Origin of the sequence: Aliidongia dinghuensis (genome assembly GCF_014643535.1) — a bacterium.
Lineage (GTDB): Bacteria > Pseudomonadota > Alphaproteobacteria > ATCC43930 > CGMCC-115725 > Aliidongia > Aliidongia dinghuensis.
In genome coordinates this window covers 22,553-41,072 of the sequence record NZ_BMJQ01000030.1, presented here as the reverse complement: position 1 = coordinate 41,072, position 18,520 = coordinate 22,553, and the positions used below count along the sequence as shown (strand labels likewise).

The following is an 18,520-nucleotide window of genomic DNA, read 5'->3' as shown; positions in this document are numbered from 1 at the left end:
CGATCATCCACAAGACCGTCACCAGGCAGGTGATGGCGAAGCTCTGCATCACGGTCGCCAGCACGTTCATCTTGCGCACCATGCCGCCGTAGAACAGCGCCAGGCCTGGCACCGTCATCATCAGCACCAGCGCCGTCGACGTCAGCATCCACGCCGTGTCGCCCGAATCGAGCTTCGGCGCCGCGTCTTCCGCCAGCGCCTGGCCCGAAAGGGCGGTAAGCGCCGCCAGTACCGCCAGCCCGGAAAGTGCCAGTCCGGAAAGTCCGGCCCGGCTACCGATTCCGCCAAATCGACTCATGCTGCGTGCTCCTCTATCCCGCTTTTCCATTGTTCCGACGACCCCGTCCGAGGTGGGCCGTCGGCCGATCTCGGGACCGCTATCAACAAGATTCGTGCCAACCGCCAAAAGTGCCTTCCGGCACCCTCGTCACAGCGCGCTGGCGCCGCTTTCGCCGGTGCGGATGCGCACGGCATGGGCGATGTCGAGCACGAAGATCTTGCCGTCGCCGATGCGGCCGGTATTGGCGGTGCGTTGAATCGTCTCGACCGCGCGCTCGGCCAGGTCGTCGGGCACGGCCAGTTCGATCTTGAGCTTGGGCAGGAAGCTCACGGAATATTCGGCGCCGCGATAGATCTCGGTCTGGCCTTTCTGCCGGCCGAAGCCCTTCACTTCGCTGACCGTCAGACCCTGGATGCCCAGGCTCATCAACGCCTCGCGCACCTCGTCGAGCTTGAACGGCTTGATCACGGCGATGATGAATTTCATGGCGCTAAAGCTCCCTTCCGCGCGGTCGGCGAGGCCTGGCCGGACCGGCGATGCGTGTGGCGTTGCGGGAACTCGCTTCAAGATCCATGCCGCCGTCCGTGCCGGCGGACCCCCATCGCGCCATGCGCCATGGCTGCGCAAGCAGGCGGCCGATCTCTGCTCAAAAAATAGGCAGATTGTGGGATGTTCGCGCGGCACACCGATCGCGTCTCGCCCTGGACAAGCTCCGGGGCCTTGAGCCAAGGTGCGATCCCATGGATACGCAACTCACTGCCGATATCGTGGTCGTGGGCGGCGGCTTGAGCGGCCTGCCGTTCGCGATTGCCGCCGCGTCGGCCGGTCTTCGCATCATCGTGGTCGATCGGGAACGGCCGTCGGTCATGCTCGAGGAGCCGTTCGACGGCCGCACTTCGGCGATCGCCTATGGCTCGAGCCAAGTCCTGGCCGGCATCGGCGTCTGGGATCTCGTCGCCGGCGAGGCAGAGCCGATCCTCGACATCCGGGTCGCCGATCAGGGCTCGTCGCTGTTCCTGCATTACGACCACCGCGACCTGGGTGACGAGCCGCTGGGCTTCATCGTCGAGAATCGGGCGCTGCGCCGCGCGCTGTTCCAGCGCCTTGCCGACCTGCCCGATCTCGTGCACCTGACGCCGGCGGCGGTCGACCGGGTCGAGGCGACGCGGGCGGGCGTGGTGGCATATCTGACCGACGGCCGCGCGATCAAGGCGCGGCTTGCGGTCGCGGCGGACGGCAAGAACTCCCGGCTGCGCGAGCAGGCCGGCATCAAGCCGCTCGGCTGGCACTACCCCCAGCACGCGATCACCGGGACGGTCATCCACGAGGTGCCGCACAGCGGCGTCGCGGTCGAGCATTTCCTGCCGGCCGGCCCGTTCGCCATCCTGCCGATGACCGACGATGCCGAGGGCCGGCATCGCTCGTCCATCGTCTGGACCGAGCGTGCGACCGTGGCGCCTGCCATGATGGCGCTCGACGAGGCCGGCTTTACCGCCGAGCTTGCCGACCGCTTCGGGCCCTATCTCGGCGCCGTGGCGCCGGCCGGTCCGCGCTGGAGCTATCCGCTGGGCGTCCTCTATGCCGAGCGCATGGTGGGCGAGCGGCTGGCACTCCTGGGCGAGGCCGCCCATGTCATCCATCCGATCGCCGGCCAGGGGCTCAATCTCGGCATCCGCGACGCGGCGGCCTTGGCGGAGCTGGTGGTCGACGCCTGCCGGCTCGGCCTCGATCCGGGCGCTGCGACCGTATTGGAGCGCTATCAGCGCTGGCGGCGGGTCGACACGGTGACGCTCGCGGCGGTGACAGACGGGCTCAACCGGCTGTTCTCGAACCGGGTGGCGCCGGTGAAGCTCGTGCGCGACGTCGGCCTGGCCTTGGTCGACAAGGCGCCGCCGCTCAAAAAGCTGTTCATGCGCCACGCCATGGGCGTGCTGGGCGACCTGCCGCGCCTCGTCAAGGGCGAGCGGCTTTAGGCCGGGCTCAAAACCTGATCGGCGCCGGCTGCAGAGCTGACGCCGGTCGCGGCCCGGATCACGGCTGATGCGGCTCGCGGGGTTGCCCCGACGCATCTTCAAGCCGCGACGACCAGCGCGTCTCCGGCATAACCAGGTAGACGATGAGCGAGATCAGGGCGGCCCCGGCAACGTACCAGTAGAACCAATCCTCATGCCCGATGGCCTTGACCTGGAGCGCGAACCATTCGGTTGTCCCGCCGAGGACCGCAGTGACGATCGCGTAGGGCAACCCGACGCCGAGCGCCCGCACCTCGGCCGGAAAGAGTTCGGACTTGACCAGCATATGGATGGAGGTGAAGCCGCTGAGAATGATGAGGCCGGCAAAGTTCAAAGCGAATGCCTGCTGCACGCTGGCGGCGTGGCTCATGGCGGTGAGCAGCGGGACCGTCAGCGCCGCACCGGCGGCCCCGAAGAAAAGCAACACCGGCCGGCGGCCGATGAGATCCGACACGAAGCCGAACAAGGGTTGGAGCGGCAGATAGCACAGGAGAGCTCCTGCGGCAGTGAGCGACGCGGCCTCCCTCGACATGCCGACCGTATTGACCATGAATTTCTGCATATAGACCGTGTAGGTGTAGAACGAGATCGTTCCGCCCACCGTGATGCCGGTCGCCAGCAGGATCGCCCGTCGATGGGCGAGGAGGCTCCTGAAGGAGCCGCGGGTCGCCTCCTTGCTCCTGGACCCCTCGAATGCCTCGGTCTCCGCAATGCCGCGGCGCAGATAGAGCGCAAACAGAGAGAGCGCACCGCCGATTACGAACGGGATCCGCCAGCCCCAGGCCTCCATCTGGCCGGGACGGAGGATGACGTGCTGCAGGAACAGGAGCAGCGCCAGGGCCACCAGCTGGCCGCAGACGACGCTGACCTGCAGGAAGCCTATGAAGAAGCCGCGGCGATGTCTTGGCGCCATCTCGCTGAGATAGGTGGCGCTCGTGCCATATTCGCCGCCCATGCTCAATCCCTGGAGCAGACGAGCCGCGACGAGCAGAACCGGTGCCGCAACCCCGATCGTTGCGTAAGTCGGCGTCATGGCAATCAAGAGGGAGCCGCCGCACATGAGGGACACAGACAGTGCGAGCGCCGCCCGGCGACCGTTGCGATCGGCGTAGCGGCCCATGAGCCAGCTGCCAAGCGGGCGCGCGACATAGCCGACGGCGGCGACAGCAGAGGCATTGAGCAACTGGGCCGTCTGGTCGCCCTGGGGAAAGAACGAGCTCGCGAAATAGACGGAAAAGATCGAGTACACCAGGAAGTCGTACCACTCGATCAGATTCCCGACGCAACCGCCGACGATGGAGCCGAGCCTGCCCCGGACGAGCGCGCCCTGTTGCGGACGTGCGGCGTCGATCGGCGCATCGTGCGATGCACTGGTCATCGTTCTCTCCCCTTGTAGCACTATTCTTTGGCGGCGCTTCGTTGGTTCAGGTCACGGCATAACGGCGCTCGAGCTCGTCGTACCGGCCCTTCTCGACGAGACGCTGGCGCTCCGCGAAACTCGCCACGAGCGCGCCGTCCTCGTCCATGCGGCCGTCGCGGGCGAGCACGCCCAGGGCGGTCTGCATGCCCAGGATGGCGCCTTGCAGCGCCACATTGGCGTAGAGCGCGATCGCGAACCCCATTTCCGCCAGGTCTGCCTGGCCAAGAATCGGCGTGCGGCCGCCGACGACCAGGTTGACCAGTTGCGGCACAGGCAGAGAGGCGGGGATGCGGCGCATCTCCTCCGCGCTCTCGGGCGCCTCGATGAAAATCACGTCGGCGCCGGATTCGACGTAGAGCGCCGCCCGATCGAGCGCGGCCTGGAAACCTTCGACGGCCCGCGCGTCCGTGCGGGCGATGATCAGCAGCTCATCCGATCGGCGCGCATCCACCGCAGCGCGGACCTTGGCCGCCATTTCCTTCGGCGGCACCACTTCCTTGCCCGTGAAATGGCCACAGCGCTTCGGCATCACCTGATCTTCGATCTGGATTGCGCTGGCGCCGGCCCGTTCGAGCATCCGCACCGTGTGCGCAACATTGACGGCGTTGCCGAAGCCGGTATCGGCATCGACCACAAGCGGCAGGTCGGTCACATTGCGGATCGCCATCGTGTGCTGAACGATCTGGCTCAGATCGATGAAGGACAGGTCGGGCAGCCCGAGCGACATATTTGTCACGCCCGCGCCGGTCACATAGATCGCCTCGAAACCGAGATCGGCGATCACCCGCGCCGCCAATGGATTGGCGGCACCCGGCACAATGATGGCGCGCCGCTGCTGCAGCTTCTGCTTGAACGACATGGCTTGGGGCATTCCAACCTCTATTCGTCGACCGTCCGATTTGCCTTTCCGCTCATGTTGGCCTTTTGGCACTACCAGTCAAATATCTAGATATCGACCTATCCATATGCTACAGATATAGATATGGAGCTCAGGCATTTGCGTTACTTCCTCGCCCTCGCCGAGGAGCTCAGCTTTACCCGCGCCGCCGAACGGGTCGGCATCGCGCAGCCGCCGTTCTCACAGCAGATCCAGGCGCTGGAACATGAGATCGGCGTCCGGCTTGTAGACCGCACGCCGCGCCGCGTCGTGCTGACGGACGCTGGCACCGTCTTCGTTGAGCGGGTGCGTTTCATCCTTTCGCGGATCGACGAAGCGGTCACCGTGACCCAGCAGGTCGGACGGGGCCTGGCGGGCCACGTCTGCATCGGCTTTACGGAGTCCGGCTGCTTTCACCCGGCGGTGACCCGGACCTTGCTCGAATTTCGCCAGCGCTATCCCGGCCTCCACGTCACCTTGGAGGAGAAAAGCTCGACCAATCTCGTCGCCATGATCCGGGAGGGTACGGTCGATGCGGCGTTCATCCGGCCGCCGTTCGAGGGTGACGAGATCGTGGCCTACCGGCCATTGCTGCAGGAGGAAATGGTCGTTGCGGTCCCAAAAGGGCACCGCCTGGCGTCCCGCACGGTAGGCGAACTCCGCGATCTCTCCGAAGAGACCTTCGTGTTCTATCATCGCCGCATCCGGCCAGGGTTGACCGATGCCGTAATCGCCGCCTGCGAACGATCCGGGTTTCATCCTCGCCTGGGCCAAGTGGCACCCCAGCTGACCTCCACCCTGAACCTCGTCGCAGCCGGATTGGGCATTTCGATCGTGCCGGAGTCTCTGAGGCACCTTAGAACAAACGATATTGCCTATCTTCGGCTGACAGGCGACGCACCTCGGGCCGCGCTGGGGCTGGCCTCGCGGGTCGAAGGGAAATCGGCGGCGGTCGAGCACTTCATCGCCGTCGCGGTCGAGGTGATGCAGGCATACGAGCAGCGGCGGCGGTCGCCGGCAAAGCATCGGGCCGACCTCGACGCATGACGATGCCGACAGACACGCGCCGCCTGGGCTCCTGGATCGACAACTCCGACCTGCATCGGCCTGCGATGTTCTCGCCGAATGGCCACGCGCAGGGTCATAAAAGCTTTACCCGATAAAGTTACCGCGTTGGGCCACAACCGGCTATATGCTCGGCGGATCGGGTCGTGTCGTTGGATCGAGAATGTTTTGGGGGATCGAGAATGTTTTGGGACGCTTACTCCTCCTGCTGACCGCGATCGTGTCGGTCGGCTTCGCCACGCCGGCAGGGGCTGAGCCTAAGCCGATCGCCATCGTCTACGATACCAACGAGAACCCGCCCTTCACCTATGGCGTCGGCACCGACATCGACCCGCACAAGCCCGGCTTCATCGTTGAGCTGGTGCGCGCTGCGGCCGAGCATTGCGGCGTCGCGATCACGCTGACGCGCGTGCCCTGGGCGCGTGGGCTGGAACTGGTCAAAGCCGGCGACGCCGATGGCATCTTCATGTCGAGCTATACCGAGGAGCGGCTGTCCTACGGTGTCTATCCCATGAAGGATGGCCGGCCGGACGTGGCGCGCAAGCTGACCGACATGTCCTACTGGTTCTATGTGCGCAAGAATTCCGGCGTCACCTGGGATGGCAAGACGCTCGCCGGCCTCCATGCGCCGATCGGCGCCACGACCGGCTATGCGGTGGTGCCGCTCCTGGAAAAATTGGGGTTCAGCGTCGAGACCGACCCGAACCATTTGCGCAACCTGCATAAGCTCGAAGGCGGCGAAATCGACGCGTATGCCGAATTGCAGGCCCACGTCGATGGCTTGATCCGGGCCTATCCCGAAATGTTCCGGTCGATTGTGAAACTGGAGCCCGCGATCCGGACTACGCCCTATTACCTGATGTTCTCCAAGACGTTCTATGCGGCACGCCAGACGGACGCTGAAAAATTCTGGGACGCAATCGGTTGGGTCAACGATCAGGCCGCCTTTCAGGCTATGGTCCGCGAGAAATATACCGAATAGACGTCGCGATATCGGGCTCTCAGCCTGGCGCTCGAGCCTGGTTACCGTTCGAGGCCTTGAGCCTTGAGGGCCGCCAGATAGGCGGCCCAGCGCGTCTCATACTCGGCGCCGAGCTCGCTCAGGTACCGCCAGGTGAAGATGCCGGTGTCGTGGCCGTCGTCGAACAGGATGCGCACGGCGTAATTGCCGACCGGCTCGAGCCCCGTGATGCCGACGGCATGCTTGCCGGCGACCGTCACCTTCTGGTCGGGCCCATGGCCCTGCACCTCGGCCGACGGGCTCTCGACGCGCAGATACTCGGCCGGCAGGCTAAGACGCGTGCCGTCGTCGAACGCGATCTCGAGCCGGCGCTCGGCGCGCTTCAGCACGAGTTCGGTCGGCCAGATGTCCCTGGTCATGGCGCTATGGGGTCATGGCTTTATGGCGTCCGGCCTCACGGCGCGGGCGCCTTCTCGATCCGCCGCGCCTCGTCGACCAGCATGATCGGGATGCCGTCGCGGATCGGATAGGCCAGACCCGCCTGGTCGCTGATCAATTCTTGGGCATCGCGGTCGTAGCGCAGCGGCGACTTGCTGAGCGGGCACACCAGGATCTCGAGCAGCTTCGGATCGATTTGCGGATAAGTTTCGGCCATCGCACGTCTCTCAGATAAGGGGGCGGGTCAGTTGGCGCGCGGGCGGTCGCCCGCCTGCTCGGCCGACGGGTCGAGGATCGCCATCTCGATGAGGCCGGTCAACAGCCGGGCGCGCTCGGCCGGGTCCCTGGCCTCGAGCAGGGTCTGCTTTTCGGCCGGCCCGAACGGGCAGATCATGGCGAGCGAAGTGACGAGCCGCTCGTCCGGCGTGTCGGTGATGGCGCTCCAGTCGGCCCGGATGCCCTGCTGCTTGAAGAAGCCCTTGAGGCCGGCGACGAGCCGCGTGCGGTCGATCCTTCCGTCGGGCGCCTCGTGGAAATCGTCGCGATAGGGCTGCCAGTCCGGCGTCACCCGGCGGTAGCCGCGCGGCGTCAAGTGATCCTCGATCACATCGAAGCGGCAGACGCCGGTCAGCGTGATCAAGTAGCGATGATCTTCCTCGGCGAAGCTCGTGATGCGGCCGACGCAGCCGGTGCGGTAGATCGGCGGCTCGGCGCCGGTCGGCCGCTCGACCGACGGCTGGATCATGCCGATCAGCCGGTCGGAGGATATCGCGTCTTCGGTCATGGCGAGATAGCGCGGCTCGAACACGTTCAAGGGCAGGCGCCCGCGCGGCAGCAGCAGAACTCCCGACAGCGGGAAGATCGGCAGGCTGGCCGGCAGGTCCTCGGGTCTGGTGTCGAAACCGCGTTCCGTCATGGTCCCTTAGATGTAGGCTGTCCGGCTTGGCTGAACAGGCCGGCTCAGCTGAACAGGATAGACGACAGGCGTTTGCGCGCCTGCACGGTCAGCGGATGGGTCGGGCCCAGCGCCTCGAACAGTTTCAGGAGCTGCTTGCGTGCCGCCTGGTCGTTCCATTCGCGGTCGGCGCGCACGATCTGCAGCAGGTGATCGATCGCGGGCGCCTGGTCGCCGGCGGCGAACAGCGCATTCGCGAGCTCGAGCCGGGCGTCGTGGTCGGCCGGATCGCGTGCGAGCCGCGCCTCGAACTCGGCCGTTGCCCCAAGCGCCGCGGCGGCGCCCTCGGCGAGCTCGATCGCCGCCTTGACCGAAATCACGTCGGCGTGCTTGGCGCCGTCGGGCGGCAGCTGGGCCAGGATCTCCTTGGCATCCTCGATGGCATCCTGGCCAAGCGCCACGCGCGCCAGGCCCGCGATCGCCGGCACGTTATCCGGCTGATGCCTCAGCACCTGGGTGAACAGGTTCTGCGCGGTCGCGGCGTCGCCATCATTGAGCGCCTGCTTCGCCATGTCGATCGCCTCGTCGATCGGCGACGGGCCGGTCTTGCCGGCGAGGCGCTGGATGAAGGCCTTGACCTGGCTTTCCGGCTGCGCGCCCACGAAGCCGTCGACCGGCCGGCCGTTCTTGAAGGCATAGACGGCCGGGATCGACTGCACCCGCATCTGGGTCGGGATCTCGGGATGATCGTCGATGTTGAGCTTGACCAGCTTGACGGCGCCGTTCGCCGCCTTGACCGCCTTCTCGATGATCGGGGTCAGCTGCTTGCATGGGCCGCACCAGGGGGCCCAGAAATCGACGATGACCGGCACTTCCATCGACGCGTCGATGACGTCGGTCATGAAGGCTTCGGTCGTGGTTTCCTTGATGAGGTTGGCGGCGACGGGCGCGCTGCCGATGATCTGTTCCACGGTCTCTGGCCCTTGTTTCCCTGAACAAGGCCCATAAATGGCGGTTGCGGCGACGAAGGACAAGCATCGTCCGCATGGCAGCCGCGCGGACGCCGGGAGGACAGCCTCGCAAAATTGCGCTTGCAAGCCCGCGAGCCATTCGTATTATCCGGCCCACCTCGGACGGCGGTGTCGCCGTCCTCTCGGATGCGGGCGTAGCTCAGGGGTAGAGCACAACCTTGCCAAGGTTGGGGTCGAGGGTTCGAATCCCTTCGCCCGCTCCAAATTTCCTTAGGGAAATCAGAGCGTTATGAGAAGGCCGCCGCGAGGCGGCCTTTCGCTTTTCAGGCTTGGTCAACACCTGGTCAACACCGAGTGCGGCTGTGATGACGAGACGTTTCGCCTTGCTGATCTCTGATAAATCGGCTTCCTCAATTGGTTCTTGCTAGCGTCAATCGCGGCTGAAGATCTCCTTCAACTGCTTGTTAGAGGTGCCGGACGCGAGCCCTTCGAACGATCCCGCCTTCATCGCCTCGGCCATGCGCATAGCGGCGCTCCAGGCTGCGCGCGCCAGACCGCCGCCGCCGCTGATCCGGCGGACGCCAAGATCGGCGATTTCGGCCTGCGATAGGCCGGGATTCCGGATCAACAGGTTCACGGGTTTCGGGGCAACGGCCCGGACCATAGCAGCGATGTCCTCCTTCTCCGCCACACCGGGTGCATAAAGGCAGTCCGCGCCGGCATCCGCGAAGGCCACCAGCTTGTCGATCGCTTCGGCAACGCGCGTCGGATTGCTCAGCAGGATTTCCGTGCGTGCGACCAGGATAACGTCCTCGCCGGAACGCTCGATTGCCGTGCGGGCCGTCCGAATACGCTCGACGGTCGTAGCGGTGTCATAGAACCCAGACTGGCCGTCCGCTCGGATGTCTTCGATCGATAGGCCCGCAACGCCGGTGCCGATAGCGAGCCAGACGTTGGCGGCCAACTCCTCCAATTCGTGAGCAAATCCCGATTCATAGTCGGCACTCACCGGCTTTAGAGTCTTTCCGATTCATACTGAATCGGAAAGACTCTCTGAATCGGAAAGACTCTCCAACCATTTGATTTGCCGCGCGATTCACGCTCCAGGCGATACCGCCTGGAGCGATCGCAATCTAGAGGGGAGATGGCGCACCCGACACGATTCGAACGTGTCGTCGAAAAGGTCGGTGAAGATCGGGGCGGTAAAGCTTGGATCATCGAGTTTGAGGCCCAGATAGCTGCGGCCCTGGTTGGAGCGCTTCGATCAGGCGGCGCTGCTTCCAGACAAATTGACCCGCATCTGACCGGGAACGGCCCTACGCGATTCACCGTGACGACGGTCGGCCAGATGTCACAACCTCCTCGGCGCTGCGTCATGGCCGGACAAGATGCACCCCCTGGCTCGGTAGCTTCTCGGGCCTTAGACGAAGGCGCTCTTAGGACAATCCACAGTTGCTGCCCTATCTTACCTGCTGGCGAAGATGTCCGCCTGGGGGACGGCAACAGTTCAATCAACTGGGTGGATCTCAGGGGGGCGAGCCTTCGGTCCACCCAGCAGCGGGATTCACAGCTTGCCGGTCAGCTCCGGTACTATCGCGAACAGGTCGCCGACCAGTCCGATATCCGCGACCTGAAAAATCGGAGCGTCTTCGTCCTTGTTGATCGTGATGATCGTCTTGCTGTCCTTCATGCCTGCCAGATGCTGAATCGCGCCCGAAATGCCGATCGCGAAATAGGCTTCCGGCGCGACGATCTTACCGGTCTGCCCGACTTGATGATCGTTTTGAACATAGCCTGCATCGACCGCTGCACGGCTCGCTCCGATGGCCGCACCGAGCTTATCGGCCAACGGCTCGATCACTTCGGCAAACCTTTCCGCCGAGCCGAGCCCACGGCCCCCCGACACCACAATCTTGGCGCTGGTCAGTTCCGGGCGGCTGGACTCCGCAACCTCTTGCCCTTCGAACGTGGAGAGCCCCGCATCGCCGGTGACCGAAACGACCTCCACCATACCGCGGCCACCCGTGGCGGCGACTTTGTCAAAAGCGGTGCTCCGGACGGTAATCACCTTCTTGGCATCCGAGGACTTCACCATCGCGATCACATTCCCGGCATAGATCGGCCGGGTGAAAGTGTCCTCGCCCTCGACCGATAGGATGTCAGAGACCTGCATCACGTCGAGCAAGGCGGCGGCGCGGGGTGCCAGGGCCTTGCCCGTGGTCGTCGCCGCCGCGATGAAGGCGTCGTATTCGACCATAAGCTGCTGGACGAGCGGCGCGACATTCTCAGCCAGCTGGTGCGCATAGGCTTCCGCTTCCGCCAGTTTGACCTTCTCGGCATTCGCAATGCGGGCTGCCGCATCGGCGACGCCGCGGACGCTTTGGCCAACCACGAGCAGATCTACCGAACCTAGCTTCGACGCGGCAGCAACCGCAGAGAGCGTGGCGTCCTTGATGGCCTGGCCGTCGTGTTCGACCCAGACGAGCGTCTTCATGCACTTCCCTTTCTATCGATACCTTACTTGGCAATACCGATGGACCTGAGTTTGCTGACCAGTTCATCGACATTGGCGACTTTGACGCCGGCCGCACGCTTTGCCGGCTCGAAGACCTTCAGCGTTGTAAGGCGCGGAGCCACGTCTACGCCAAGGTCCGCCGCCGCCTTCTGCACGAGCGGCTTCGACTTGGCCTTCATGATGTTCGGCAGCGACGCATAGCGCGGTTCGTTGAGACGGAGATCGGTGGTAATGATCGCCGGTAGTCTGTAGCTGTTCGTCTCCAGACCGCCGTCGATCTCGCGCGTCACACGCACCACGTCTGCGGACAGTTCAACCTTCGACGCGAACGTTGCCTGCCCCCAACCGAGCAGACCGGCGAGCATCTGTCCGGTCTGATTATTGTCCTCGTCGATTGCCTGCTTCCCCAGGATCACGAGCGCCGGCGCCTCTTCCTCGATGATCTTGGCGAGAAGTTTGGCGACACCCAACGGCTCCACCTTTTCCTCGGCAGTAACGAGGATCGCGCGATCGGCTCCCATTGCGAGCGCCGTGCGCAGTGTTTCCTGCGCTTTCGTGTCACCGATCGAAACCGCAACGACCTCTGTGACGAGGCCTTTCTCCTTCAGCCTGACCGCTTCCTCAACCGCGATCTCGTCAAATGGATTCATGCTCATCTTTACGTTAGAAAGATCCACGCCCGAACCATCGGTCTTGACGCGCGGCTTCGCGTTGTAGTCGAGAACGCGCTTGACAGGAACCAAGATCTTCATCGGCAATTTTCCACCGCTGCAGGAAAGAAAAAGCAATCATTCTTCGAGAATTGGAATATCAACTTAGCGAGGCGGCATCCGAATAGCCCCGTCCAGACGAATACACTCTCCGTTCAGCATCGGATTGCGAATGATGCTTTCCACCAATTGCGCGTATTCCTCGGGCTTACCCAGCCGACTCGGATGCGGCACTTTCACGCTGAGCGAATCCTTTACCGGCTGTGGGAGCGCCTCAAGCATCGGCGTGAGGAACAGTCCAGGTGCGATTGCCATCACGCGCACCTTGTATTGCGCGAGGTCGCGGGCGACCGGCAGGGTCAAGCCAACCACGCCGCCTTTGGATGCCGCATAGGCGGCTTGCCCGATCTGGCCATCGTAGGCCGCCACCGACGCCGTATTGACGATCACACCGCGTTCGCCCTCCACCTCCTCCAGCAACGCAACACGCGCCGCAAATTGGGCGATCATGTTGAAGGTGCCGGTCAGGTTGATTGCGACCGCCTCTTCGAACAGGGCGAGTGGATGAGGGACGTTCTCTTTTCCGACCGTCTTCACCCCAGGCGCGATGCCCGCGCAGTTCACCAGGATACGGGCCACGCCATATGCGCTTTCGGCAGCATCGAGTCCGGACCGGACGCTGGCCTCGCTCTTGACGTCGACACGCATATATCGGCCGCCCAGTTCCGTCGCGGTCTTCTGCCCGAGTTGGTCGTTCACGTCGAAGATCGAAACGCGAGCACCCTGTTGGATCAATAGGGCAGCCGTCGCGCGGCCCAGCCCGGACGCACCCCCTGTTACGATCGCGGATACACCGGCAATGTTCACAGCTATTCTCCTCGGAAAGGAATCCAGAAAAGATACGGGGCGACCCGGCCGAAGCGCCGGATACGCGACCGCTCAGGCGGTGGCCGTGGCGGGAGTGGGCAGGTCCTTGAGCGGGACCGTGGTGTCCGCCAGTGCGGCCGGATCGATCCGCGCCCCGCTTTGGATGAGATTGCGCCCCTGAAGGTAATCCCGGACCGCATTGACGCAGTCGAGCGCGATCACACGACCGGACTGCAGGTAGACAATCGAGAAAGACCGCGCTGCCGTATCGCCCCGCAGTACGGCCTGATCATGGCCGATCGACAATCCCACCGTCTGCAGCTTGAGATCGTACTGGTTCGACCAAAACCACGGCACCGCATGATAATGGGCCGGCTGCCCGGCAATGAGCCGCGCGACAACGTTCGCCTGGTCGTTGGCGTTCTGCACCGATTCCAGACGGATCTCCGCGCCGCCCGCAAAGGCGTTGGCGTGAAGTGCGCAATCGCCGACCGCGAATACGTCGGGCAAGCTGGTGCGGCATTCGGCGTCGACCGCGACCCCGTTGCCGCCGGTGGCGCCGGCCGCCAGCAGCGGCGCCACCTCAGGAACGATGCCGATGCCGACAATCACGAGATCCGCCAGGATCTGCTCCCCGCCGACGAGGCTTACGCCGGCGACCTGTCCGCCGCTTCCGAGGAGGCAGTCAACGGTAGCGCCGAGCCGCACATCGACGCCATGCGCGCGATGCTCCGCTTCGTAGAAGCGCGACAGCGCCTCGCCCGCGACGCGCGACAGCACCCGATCCTGCGCCTCCAGAAGGACGACCCGCTTGCCGGCTTTGGCAAGGACTGCCGCAGCCTCCAGGCCGATATAGCCACCGCCGATCACCACTGCCTGTTCGGCCGACATCATCTCGCGCATCAGCCGATCGGCATCATCGCGCGTGCGGACAGTATGTACGCCGGACAGATCATGACCGGTGCAAGTGAGTCTGCGCGGCGTCCCCCCGGCGGCCCAGATCAGGGTTCCATAGCCGAAGCGCCGTTCGTCGTCCGTGCTCACCCGATAGGCAGCGGCGTCCACCGACACTACGCGGGTGCCGAGCGCCATCGACACATTGCGATCACGCCAGAATGCCTCGGGCCGAATCAGGATACGGTCGAACGACTTCTCGCCCGACAGATACTCCTTCGATAAGGGCGGGCGCTCGTAGGGGAGTTCGCGTTCGGCGCCGATGATCAGGATCGAGCCGGTATAAGCCGCCTGACGCAGCGCGATCGCGGCCTGGGCGCCGGCATGCCCTGCCCCCACTACGACGACATCGAAGTGTTCTAACGACACCTGTCAAAATCCTCTGCCCTGAAGGGCGGCGCGCACGTTCGCAACCCCGCGCCGCCCGGCTCGCTCAAGCTCTTTCGTAGAGCGTGACGACGCACGCGCCGCCGAGTCCCAGATTGTGTTGGAGCGCAAGACGCGCAGCGCCGACCTGGCGGTCGCCCGCGTCGCCGCGCAGTTGCTTGGTCAACTCGAAACACTGGGCCAAGCCGGTCGCCCCGAGTGGATGTCCCTTCGACAGCAGGCCCCCGGAGGGATTGGTCACCACGGTACCGCCATAGGTATTATTCCCGTCCAGCACGAAGCGTTCCGCCTCGCCCTCGCCACAAAGGCCCAGCCCCTCATAGGTGATGAGCTCGTTGTGCGCGAAGCAATCGTGTAGCTCCACGACGTCGAGATCCTCGGGTCCGACGCCGGCAGCTTGGTAGACCTCCTGGGCAGCGGCGCGCGTCATGTCGATGCCCACCAGCTTCATCATGTCGCCATCGGCGAAGGTCGAGGGGTAGTCGGTCGTCATGCTCTGCGCGCGGATCGCGACGTCGGTCCGCAGCCCATGCGTCTTGGCGAACCGCTCGGAGACGAGAATGGCCGCCGCCGCGCCGCAGGTCGGCGGACAAGCCATCAGCCGCGTCATGACCCCTGGCCACAGCACTTGATCGTTCATGACATCATCAACGGTCACTTCGCGACGGAACAGCGCGAGCGGATTCTTCGCGGCGTGGACACTTGCCTTGGCACGGATCGCCGCAAAGGTGCTCAGCTTCGTGCCGTATCGCTTCATGTGCTCCAGCCCGGCTCCGCCGAAATAGCGGAGCGCCAGCGGCAGCTCGGGCTTATTGACCAATTCGTCGGTCAGTTCGTCGAATGGCTCGAACGGGCTCGGCCGATCTTGGAAGATTGATCCGATCGCACCGGGGCGCATCTGTTCAAAGCCGAGTGCGAGCACGCAATCGGCCGCACCGCTCTCGATCGCCTGACGGGCGAGATAGAGGGCGCTCGATCCAGTCGAGCAGTTGTTGTTGATGTTGATGATCGGGATACCCGTCATACCTAGGCCGTAGACGGCGCGCTGCCCCGACGTCGAGTCACCATAGACGTAACCGACATAGGCCTGCGCGACGGCGCCATAGTCGATGCCGGCATCTTCCAACGCCATCCGGGAGGCCTTCACAGCCATCTCGGGGTAGGACTCGCTGGCACCCGGCTTGCTGAACGGAATCATCCCGACGCCCGCCACGATTACCTTCTGCATTTCAAACTCCTCATCCCGAAAAATTGGTCTCCGTGGTGGAGAGGGCACCGCGGTGCGGAACCGACCGCTGCGCGGGCGTTCATCGTCCCAGGCTTTACGGCGTCGCGCCCCCGAGGAAGCGGCACGCGCAGCCATGCGCCACGCTCTCGTGCGCCGACGTATTGAGTGCGGCATCCGCCAAATAGCGCGCCGGCTGTTCCTGCATGATCACATAGGGGTAATCGGTGCCGACGAAGACCCTGTCCGGAAACTGATCTTCGGCAAGGAAGCGCAAGAGGTTCGGATCGTAGACGTTCGAGTCGAAGAAGAAGTCCCGCACCTGATCGCTCGGTTTTCTGACGGCGACGCCGCCGAAGCCGCTGGTCTGAACCCAACCCTTGTCGAGCCGACCGAGCATGCCGGTCAGCGCGCCGCCGCCGTGTGAAAACGCCAGGCGCAAGCCCGGATGCCGATCGGCGATCCCCTGCAGCAGAAGCGATGCAGCCGACATCCCCACGTCCAGGGCAAAGCCGGCAAGCGGAGCGAAAAAGCTGCCTCCGCCCTCAGGCGCGCCGGCAATTGGATGGAAGGCGTGGACGAAAACGCTGAGCGACAGCGCCGCCGCAACTTCCCAGAGCGGCTCGAAGGACCGATCCCCCAGCAAGCGACCATTGACGTTGCTGCCGATCTCGATCCCGGATAGGCCGAATTCGTTCTTAACCCTTAGGAGATAGTCGCAAGCGTGACCGACGTCCTGGAGGGGAACGGCACCGAGACCACGAAACCGATCCGGCCGCGCGGCCACCATCCCCGCGATGTGATGATTGACACCATCCGCGATGATCGTCGCCTGCTCTACGGGCAGCCAATAGGAGAGAAGCTCCGGCATCGGCGAAAGTACCTGCATCGCAATGCCGTCACGGTCCATATCCTCCAGCCGCCGCTCGCATTCCCACGAACGGGCGTCGAGCTGGCGAAAGGGATTCGACCCGAAGAACAGCATCGCCGCGCCCTTGTCGATCTTCATGCACGGCCAGCGTTCCTGGCCCGCCGGTGCCGCCGCATAGTGCAGCGGCGAGACGTGACTATGGACGTCAATAATCATCGGCGGCGATCAGAGGATGATGCTGACGCGGCCGTGCGGCCGCAGGCTGGTCATGGCCAGGAACACCCGCTTCTCCCGGATCCGCAACGCGCCATCGATCTCGCTGATCCGGTAATGCTGATGGCCGAAATAGGTATCGGTGATATCGTTCTTCGAACGATAGGTCACGAAGGCCGCGCGCACGTCCACCCCATCGTCCCTCTTCCCGACGATGCGGACGTTGCTGACGATGCGCGTCCCGGTCGAGCGCGGCCATTCCGAATGTGCGCCCACCTTGAGCAGGCGCTCGACGCGGTGCTTCAGCCGCACATGGTCATCAGCGATGTAGAACAAGTCGCGGTCCGAGGAAACGTCAGGCGCCGAGGCTGCCGTCGGCACCTCGTACACCGCATCCTCCGCGAAGAGGTTCAGCCATTCGGTCAGCCGCCACTCGTCGAGCAGCGCCGCCTCGTGGTACAGGAACTCTTGGTAGTCCGGAAGGCTGCGGACGCCGGCAGGATTAAGCGCGCTCACTTCACATTCTCCATTCGCCGGCTCCATTCGCGCCAGAAGCACCGCATCTGTTCCTCGTCATCGCCGGCGGGGCGCTCCTTGGTCATGCCGCGCGAGATGTCGTTCCAGCCCGCGAAATCCTCGTTGGCATAGCCACGCTGCGCCGATTCCAGCGCTTCGACGTCATCGGGCGTCGCGAAGCCGCCCGGGCCGAGGAACTCGAGGAAATTGTCCAGACGTCGCTTGCGAAAGACCGTGTCCTCGTCCTTCGGCGCCAGCGCCCAACTGGTCACGTACATGAGGTCCGGCGAGACCGGGTAAAACGTCCTGACCGTGATGGCCATGATGTCGTTGATGACGAGATTGGGAAACACGACCATGTTGCGGTCGCGGGTCGCGATTTGCAGCGCGCGCTCCTCGCCGAGACGCTCGCGAAGTTCGTCGATGAGCGCCTCGCAATCCCGCTTGCCCTGCTCGCCCCAGGCCGGTATCGGCCGGGCGATCGGGCGTCCCCAGGGGGCCACGCCCTCGATCACCACCGAGCCGTTGCAGAAATCATGGACGCGCGTCGTATCCGCCATGTCCGCGGCCTGCTTGGCGACGACGCTCCCGATCGATCCCATCAGATACTGAAAATAGGTCGAGTGCGTCTCCGAGGCGTGATAGCCGTCAATGCTGTTCTCGACGAGCAGCTTCCAGTTCGCGCGGATGCTGTAGTGCTGGACACCGCCCGTGAACTCCATGCCCGCACCCGAGTGCTGGCTGACCAGATCCAGAAAGGCCTTCGCGCCGCCGAGATACGTATCGAGCGACGGCGCATCGGCGTCGAAGTTCACAAACCAGAAGCCGGCATAGGAAGCGAGCTGAGGCACCCTCGCAAGGTCGACATGACCATCGGCGCCGAAGTCTTTAGGATAGCAGCCTTCAGGCGAACGCGTCGCGTACTTGCCGTTATTGTTGAACGCCCAGCCGTGATAGAAGCACTTGAATGCGAGCGCGTTGCCGCATGCTTCACGCGCCACCTGTGCACCGCGATGCGGGCAGGAATTGAAGAGGGCGTGGAACTCGCCCTTCCGATCGCGATTGAAGATCAGCGGTTTGCCGGCCACGGTTCGCGTCAGGAAATCGTTGGGGTTCGGCAGTTCGGACTCATGTCCTAGAAAGAGCCAGCACTTCCCGAACAGAAGGTCACGCTCCCGCTCGAAGATCTCCTGCGACGTGAAAGCCGATCGTGCAACCTTGAAGGTTCCGTTCGCGGCATCTTCCACGACTAGCTTTTTGGGTATCGTCATTGTTGCCATTTCAGTCCCGCCTCGGCGAAGGGATGCGCAAGGGTGTCAGTGCGGGCGGAGCACACGGCAGCT

The 18,520-nt window shown here is 64.1% G+C and carries 19 protein-coding genes, 1 tRNA gene and 2 pseudogenes; 4 read left to right on the top strand and 18 right to left on the bottom strand.

What is annotated here, in order from left to right; genetic code table 11:
- Both IEY58_RS32660 and IEY58_RS32655 read right to left on the bottom strand, forming a co-directional pair.
- A pseudogene (locus IEY58_RS32660) lies at positions 1 to 298 on the bottom strand (ammonium transporter); the annotation flags it as partial.
- A gap of 129 nt (positions 299 to 427) precedes the next feature.
- Positions 428 to 766: a P-II family nitrogen regulator gene (locus IEY58_RS32655; RefSeq protein ID WP_189052378.1), complete on the bottom strand. Its 339-nt coding sequence runs from the start codon at positions 764 to 766 to the stop codon at positions 428 to 430.
- Between the two features lie 254 nt (positions 767 to 1,020).
- Here IEY58_RS32655 and IEY58_RS32650 point away from each other — a divergent pair, with 254 nt between their 5' ends.
- Entirely contained in the window at positions 1,021 to 2,253 is a 1,233-nt protein-coding gene (locus IEY58_RS32650) for a UbiH/UbiF/VisC/COQ6 family ubiquinone biosynthesis hydroxylase (RefSeq protein WP_189052377.1), read from the top strand.
- 58 nt (positions 2,254 to 2,311) lie between these two features.
- On the opposite strand, the gene IEY58_RS32645 is transcribed toward IEY58_RS32650, so the two are convergent.
- Positions 2,312 to 3,670 carry an MFS transporter gene (locus tag IEY58_RS32645; protein WP_189052376.1) on the bottom strand — a complete coding sequence of 453 codons (1,359 nt, stop codon included), beginning with the start codon at positions 3,668 to 3,670 and terminating at the stop codon, positions 2,312 to 2,314.
- A gap of 46 nt (positions 3,671 to 3,716) precedes the next feature.
- Entirely contained in the window at positions 3,717 to 4,583 is an 867-nt protein-coding gene (locus IEY58_RS32640; RefSeq protein ID WP_189052375.1) for an isocitrate lyase/PEP mutase family protein, read from the bottom strand.
- A gap of 126 nt (positions 4,584 to 4,709) precedes the next feature.
- Here IEY58_RS32640 and IEY58_RS32635 point away from each other — a divergent pair, with 126 nt between their 5' ends.
- Complete coding sequence (locus IEY58_RS32635) at positions 4,710 to 5,636, top strand: LysR family transcriptional regulator (protein ID WP_189052374.1); 927 nt, start codon at positions 4,710 to 4,712, stop codon at positions 5,634 to 5,636.
- A gap of 205 nt (positions 5,637 to 5,841) precedes the next feature.
- Positions 5,842 to 6,636, top strand: a complete 795-nt coding sequence (locus tag IEY58_RS32630; protein ID WP_189052373.1) for a substrate-binding periplasmic protein — start codon at positions 5,842 to 5,844, stop codon at positions 6,634 to 6,636.
- Positions 6,637 to 6,677: 41 nt separating this feature from the next.
- Here the strand turns inward: IEY58_RS32630 and IEY58_RS32625 are convergent, their stop codons facing one another.
- From IEY58_RS32625 to trxA, 4 genes are read right to left on the bottom strand one after another with little or no spacing between them, the layout of a single operon-like run.
- Positions 6,678 to 7,034: a gamma-butyrobetaine hydroxylase-like domain-containing protein gene (locus IEY58_RS32625; RefSeq protein WP_189052372.1), complete on the bottom strand. Its 357-nt coding sequence runs from the start codon at positions 7,032 to 7,034 to the stop codon at positions 6,678 to 6,680.
- Positions 7,035 to 7,069: 35 nt separating this feature from the next.
- Positions 7,070 to 7,270, bottom strand: a complete 201-nt coding sequence (locus tag IEY58_RS32620; RefSeq protein ID WP_189052371.1) for a Trm112 family protein — start codon at positions 7,268 to 7,270, stop codon at positions 7,070 to 7,072.
- 27 nt (positions 7,271 to 7,297) lie between these two features.
- Entirely contained in the window at positions 7,298 to 7,969 is a 672-nt protein-coding gene (locus IEY58_RS32615; RefSeq protein ID WP_189052370.1) for an LON peptidase substrate-binding domain-containing protein, read from the bottom strand.
- Between the two features lie 44 nt (positions 7,970 to 8,013).
- The gene (trxA, locus tag IEY58_RS32610; RefSeq protein ID WP_189052369.1) at positions 8,014 to 8,919 is read right to left on the bottom strand and encodes a thioredoxin; all 906 of its coding nucleotides are present in this window, start codon (positions 8,917 to 8,919) and stop codon (positions 8,014 to 8,016) included.
- A gap of 188 nt (positions 8,920 to 9,107) precedes the next feature.
- Between trxA and IEY58_RS32605 the strand changes: the two genes are divergently transcribed.
- Positions 9,108 to 9,182 (top strand) — tRNA-Gly (locus IEY58_RS32605).
- Between the two features lie 167 nt (positions 9,183 to 9,349).
- Here IEY58_RS32605 and IEY58_RS32600 read toward each other — a convergent pair.
- From IEY58_RS32600 to IEY58_RS32555, 10 genes and pseudogenes are all read right to left on the bottom strand, one after another.
- A complete protein-coding gene (locus IEY58_RS32600; RefSeq protein WP_189052368.1) occupies positions 9,350 to 9,928 on the bottom strand; it encodes an isocitrate lyase/phosphoenolpyruvate mutase family protein in 579 nt (192 codons plus the stop codon).
- A gap of 87 nt (positions 9,929 to 10,015) precedes the next feature.
- Positions 10,016 to 10,168, bottom strand: a pseudogene (locus tag IEY58_RS32595) (DUF736 family protein); the annotation flags it as partial.
- Positions 10,169 to 10,483: 315 nt separating this feature from the next.
- Positions 10,484 to 11,413, bottom strand: coding sequence for an electron transfer flavoprotein subunit alpha/FixB family protein (locus IEY58_RS32590; RefSeq protein ID WP_189052367.1), 930 nt, complete (start codon positions 11,411 to 11,413; stop codon positions 10,484 to 10,486).
- Positions 11,414 to 11,436: 23 nt separating this feature from the next.
- Positions 11,437 to 12,186, bottom strand: a complete 750-nt coding sequence (locus IEY58_RS32585) for an electron transfer flavoprotein subunit beta/FixA family protein (RefSeq protein WP_189052366.1) — start codon at positions 12,184 to 12,186, stop codon at positions 11,437 to 11,439.
- Between the two features lie 63 nt (positions 12,187 to 12,249).
- Positions 12,250 to 13,011 carry an SDR family NAD(P)-dependent oxidoreductase gene (locus tag IEY58_RS32580; protein WP_189052365.1) on the bottom strand — a complete coding sequence of 254 codons (762 nt, stop codon included), beginning with the start codon at positions 13,009 to 13,011 and terminating at the stop codon, positions 12,250 to 12,252.
- A gap of 72 nt (positions 13,012 to 13,083) precedes the next feature.
- Positions 13,084 to 14,334 (bottom strand): NAD(P)/FAD-dependent oxidoreductase, encoded by a 1,251-nt coding sequence (locus tag IEY58_RS32575; RefSeq protein WP_189052364.1) that lies wholly within the window; start codon positions 14,332 to 14,334, stop codon positions 13,084 to 13,086.
- Positions 14,335 to 14,398: 64 nt separating this feature from the next.
- Positions 14,399 to 15,580, bottom strand: coding sequence for a lipid-transfer protein (locus IEY58_RS32570; protein WP_189052363.1), 1,182 nt, complete (start codon positions 15,578 to 15,580; stop codon positions 14,399 to 14,401).
- Between the two features lie 94 nt (positions 15,581 to 15,674).
- Positions 15,675 to 16,664 (bottom strand): amidohydrolase family protein, encoded by a 990-nt coding sequence (locus IEY58_RS32565; RefSeq protein ID WP_189052362.1) that lies wholly within the window; start codon positions 16,662 to 16,664, stop codon positions 15,675 to 15,677.
- Positions 16,665 to 16,673: 9 nt separating this feature from the next.
- Positions 16,674 to 17,177, bottom strand: a complete 504-nt coding sequence (locus IEY58_RS32560; protein WP_229744136.1) for an aromatic-ring-hydroxylating dioxygenase subunit beta — start codon at positions 17,175 to 17,177, stop codon at positions 16,674 to 16,676.
- A complete protein-coding gene (locus tag IEY58_RS32555; protein ID WP_189052361.1) occupies positions 17,174 to 18,457 on the bottom strand; it encodes an aromatic ring-hydroxylating oxygenase subunit alpha in 1,284 nt (427 codons plus the stop codon). Before IEY58_RS32555 ends, IEY58_RS32560 begins: the two co-directional genes overlap by 4 nt.
- Between the last annotated feature and the right edge of the window lie 63 nt (positions 18,458 to 18,520).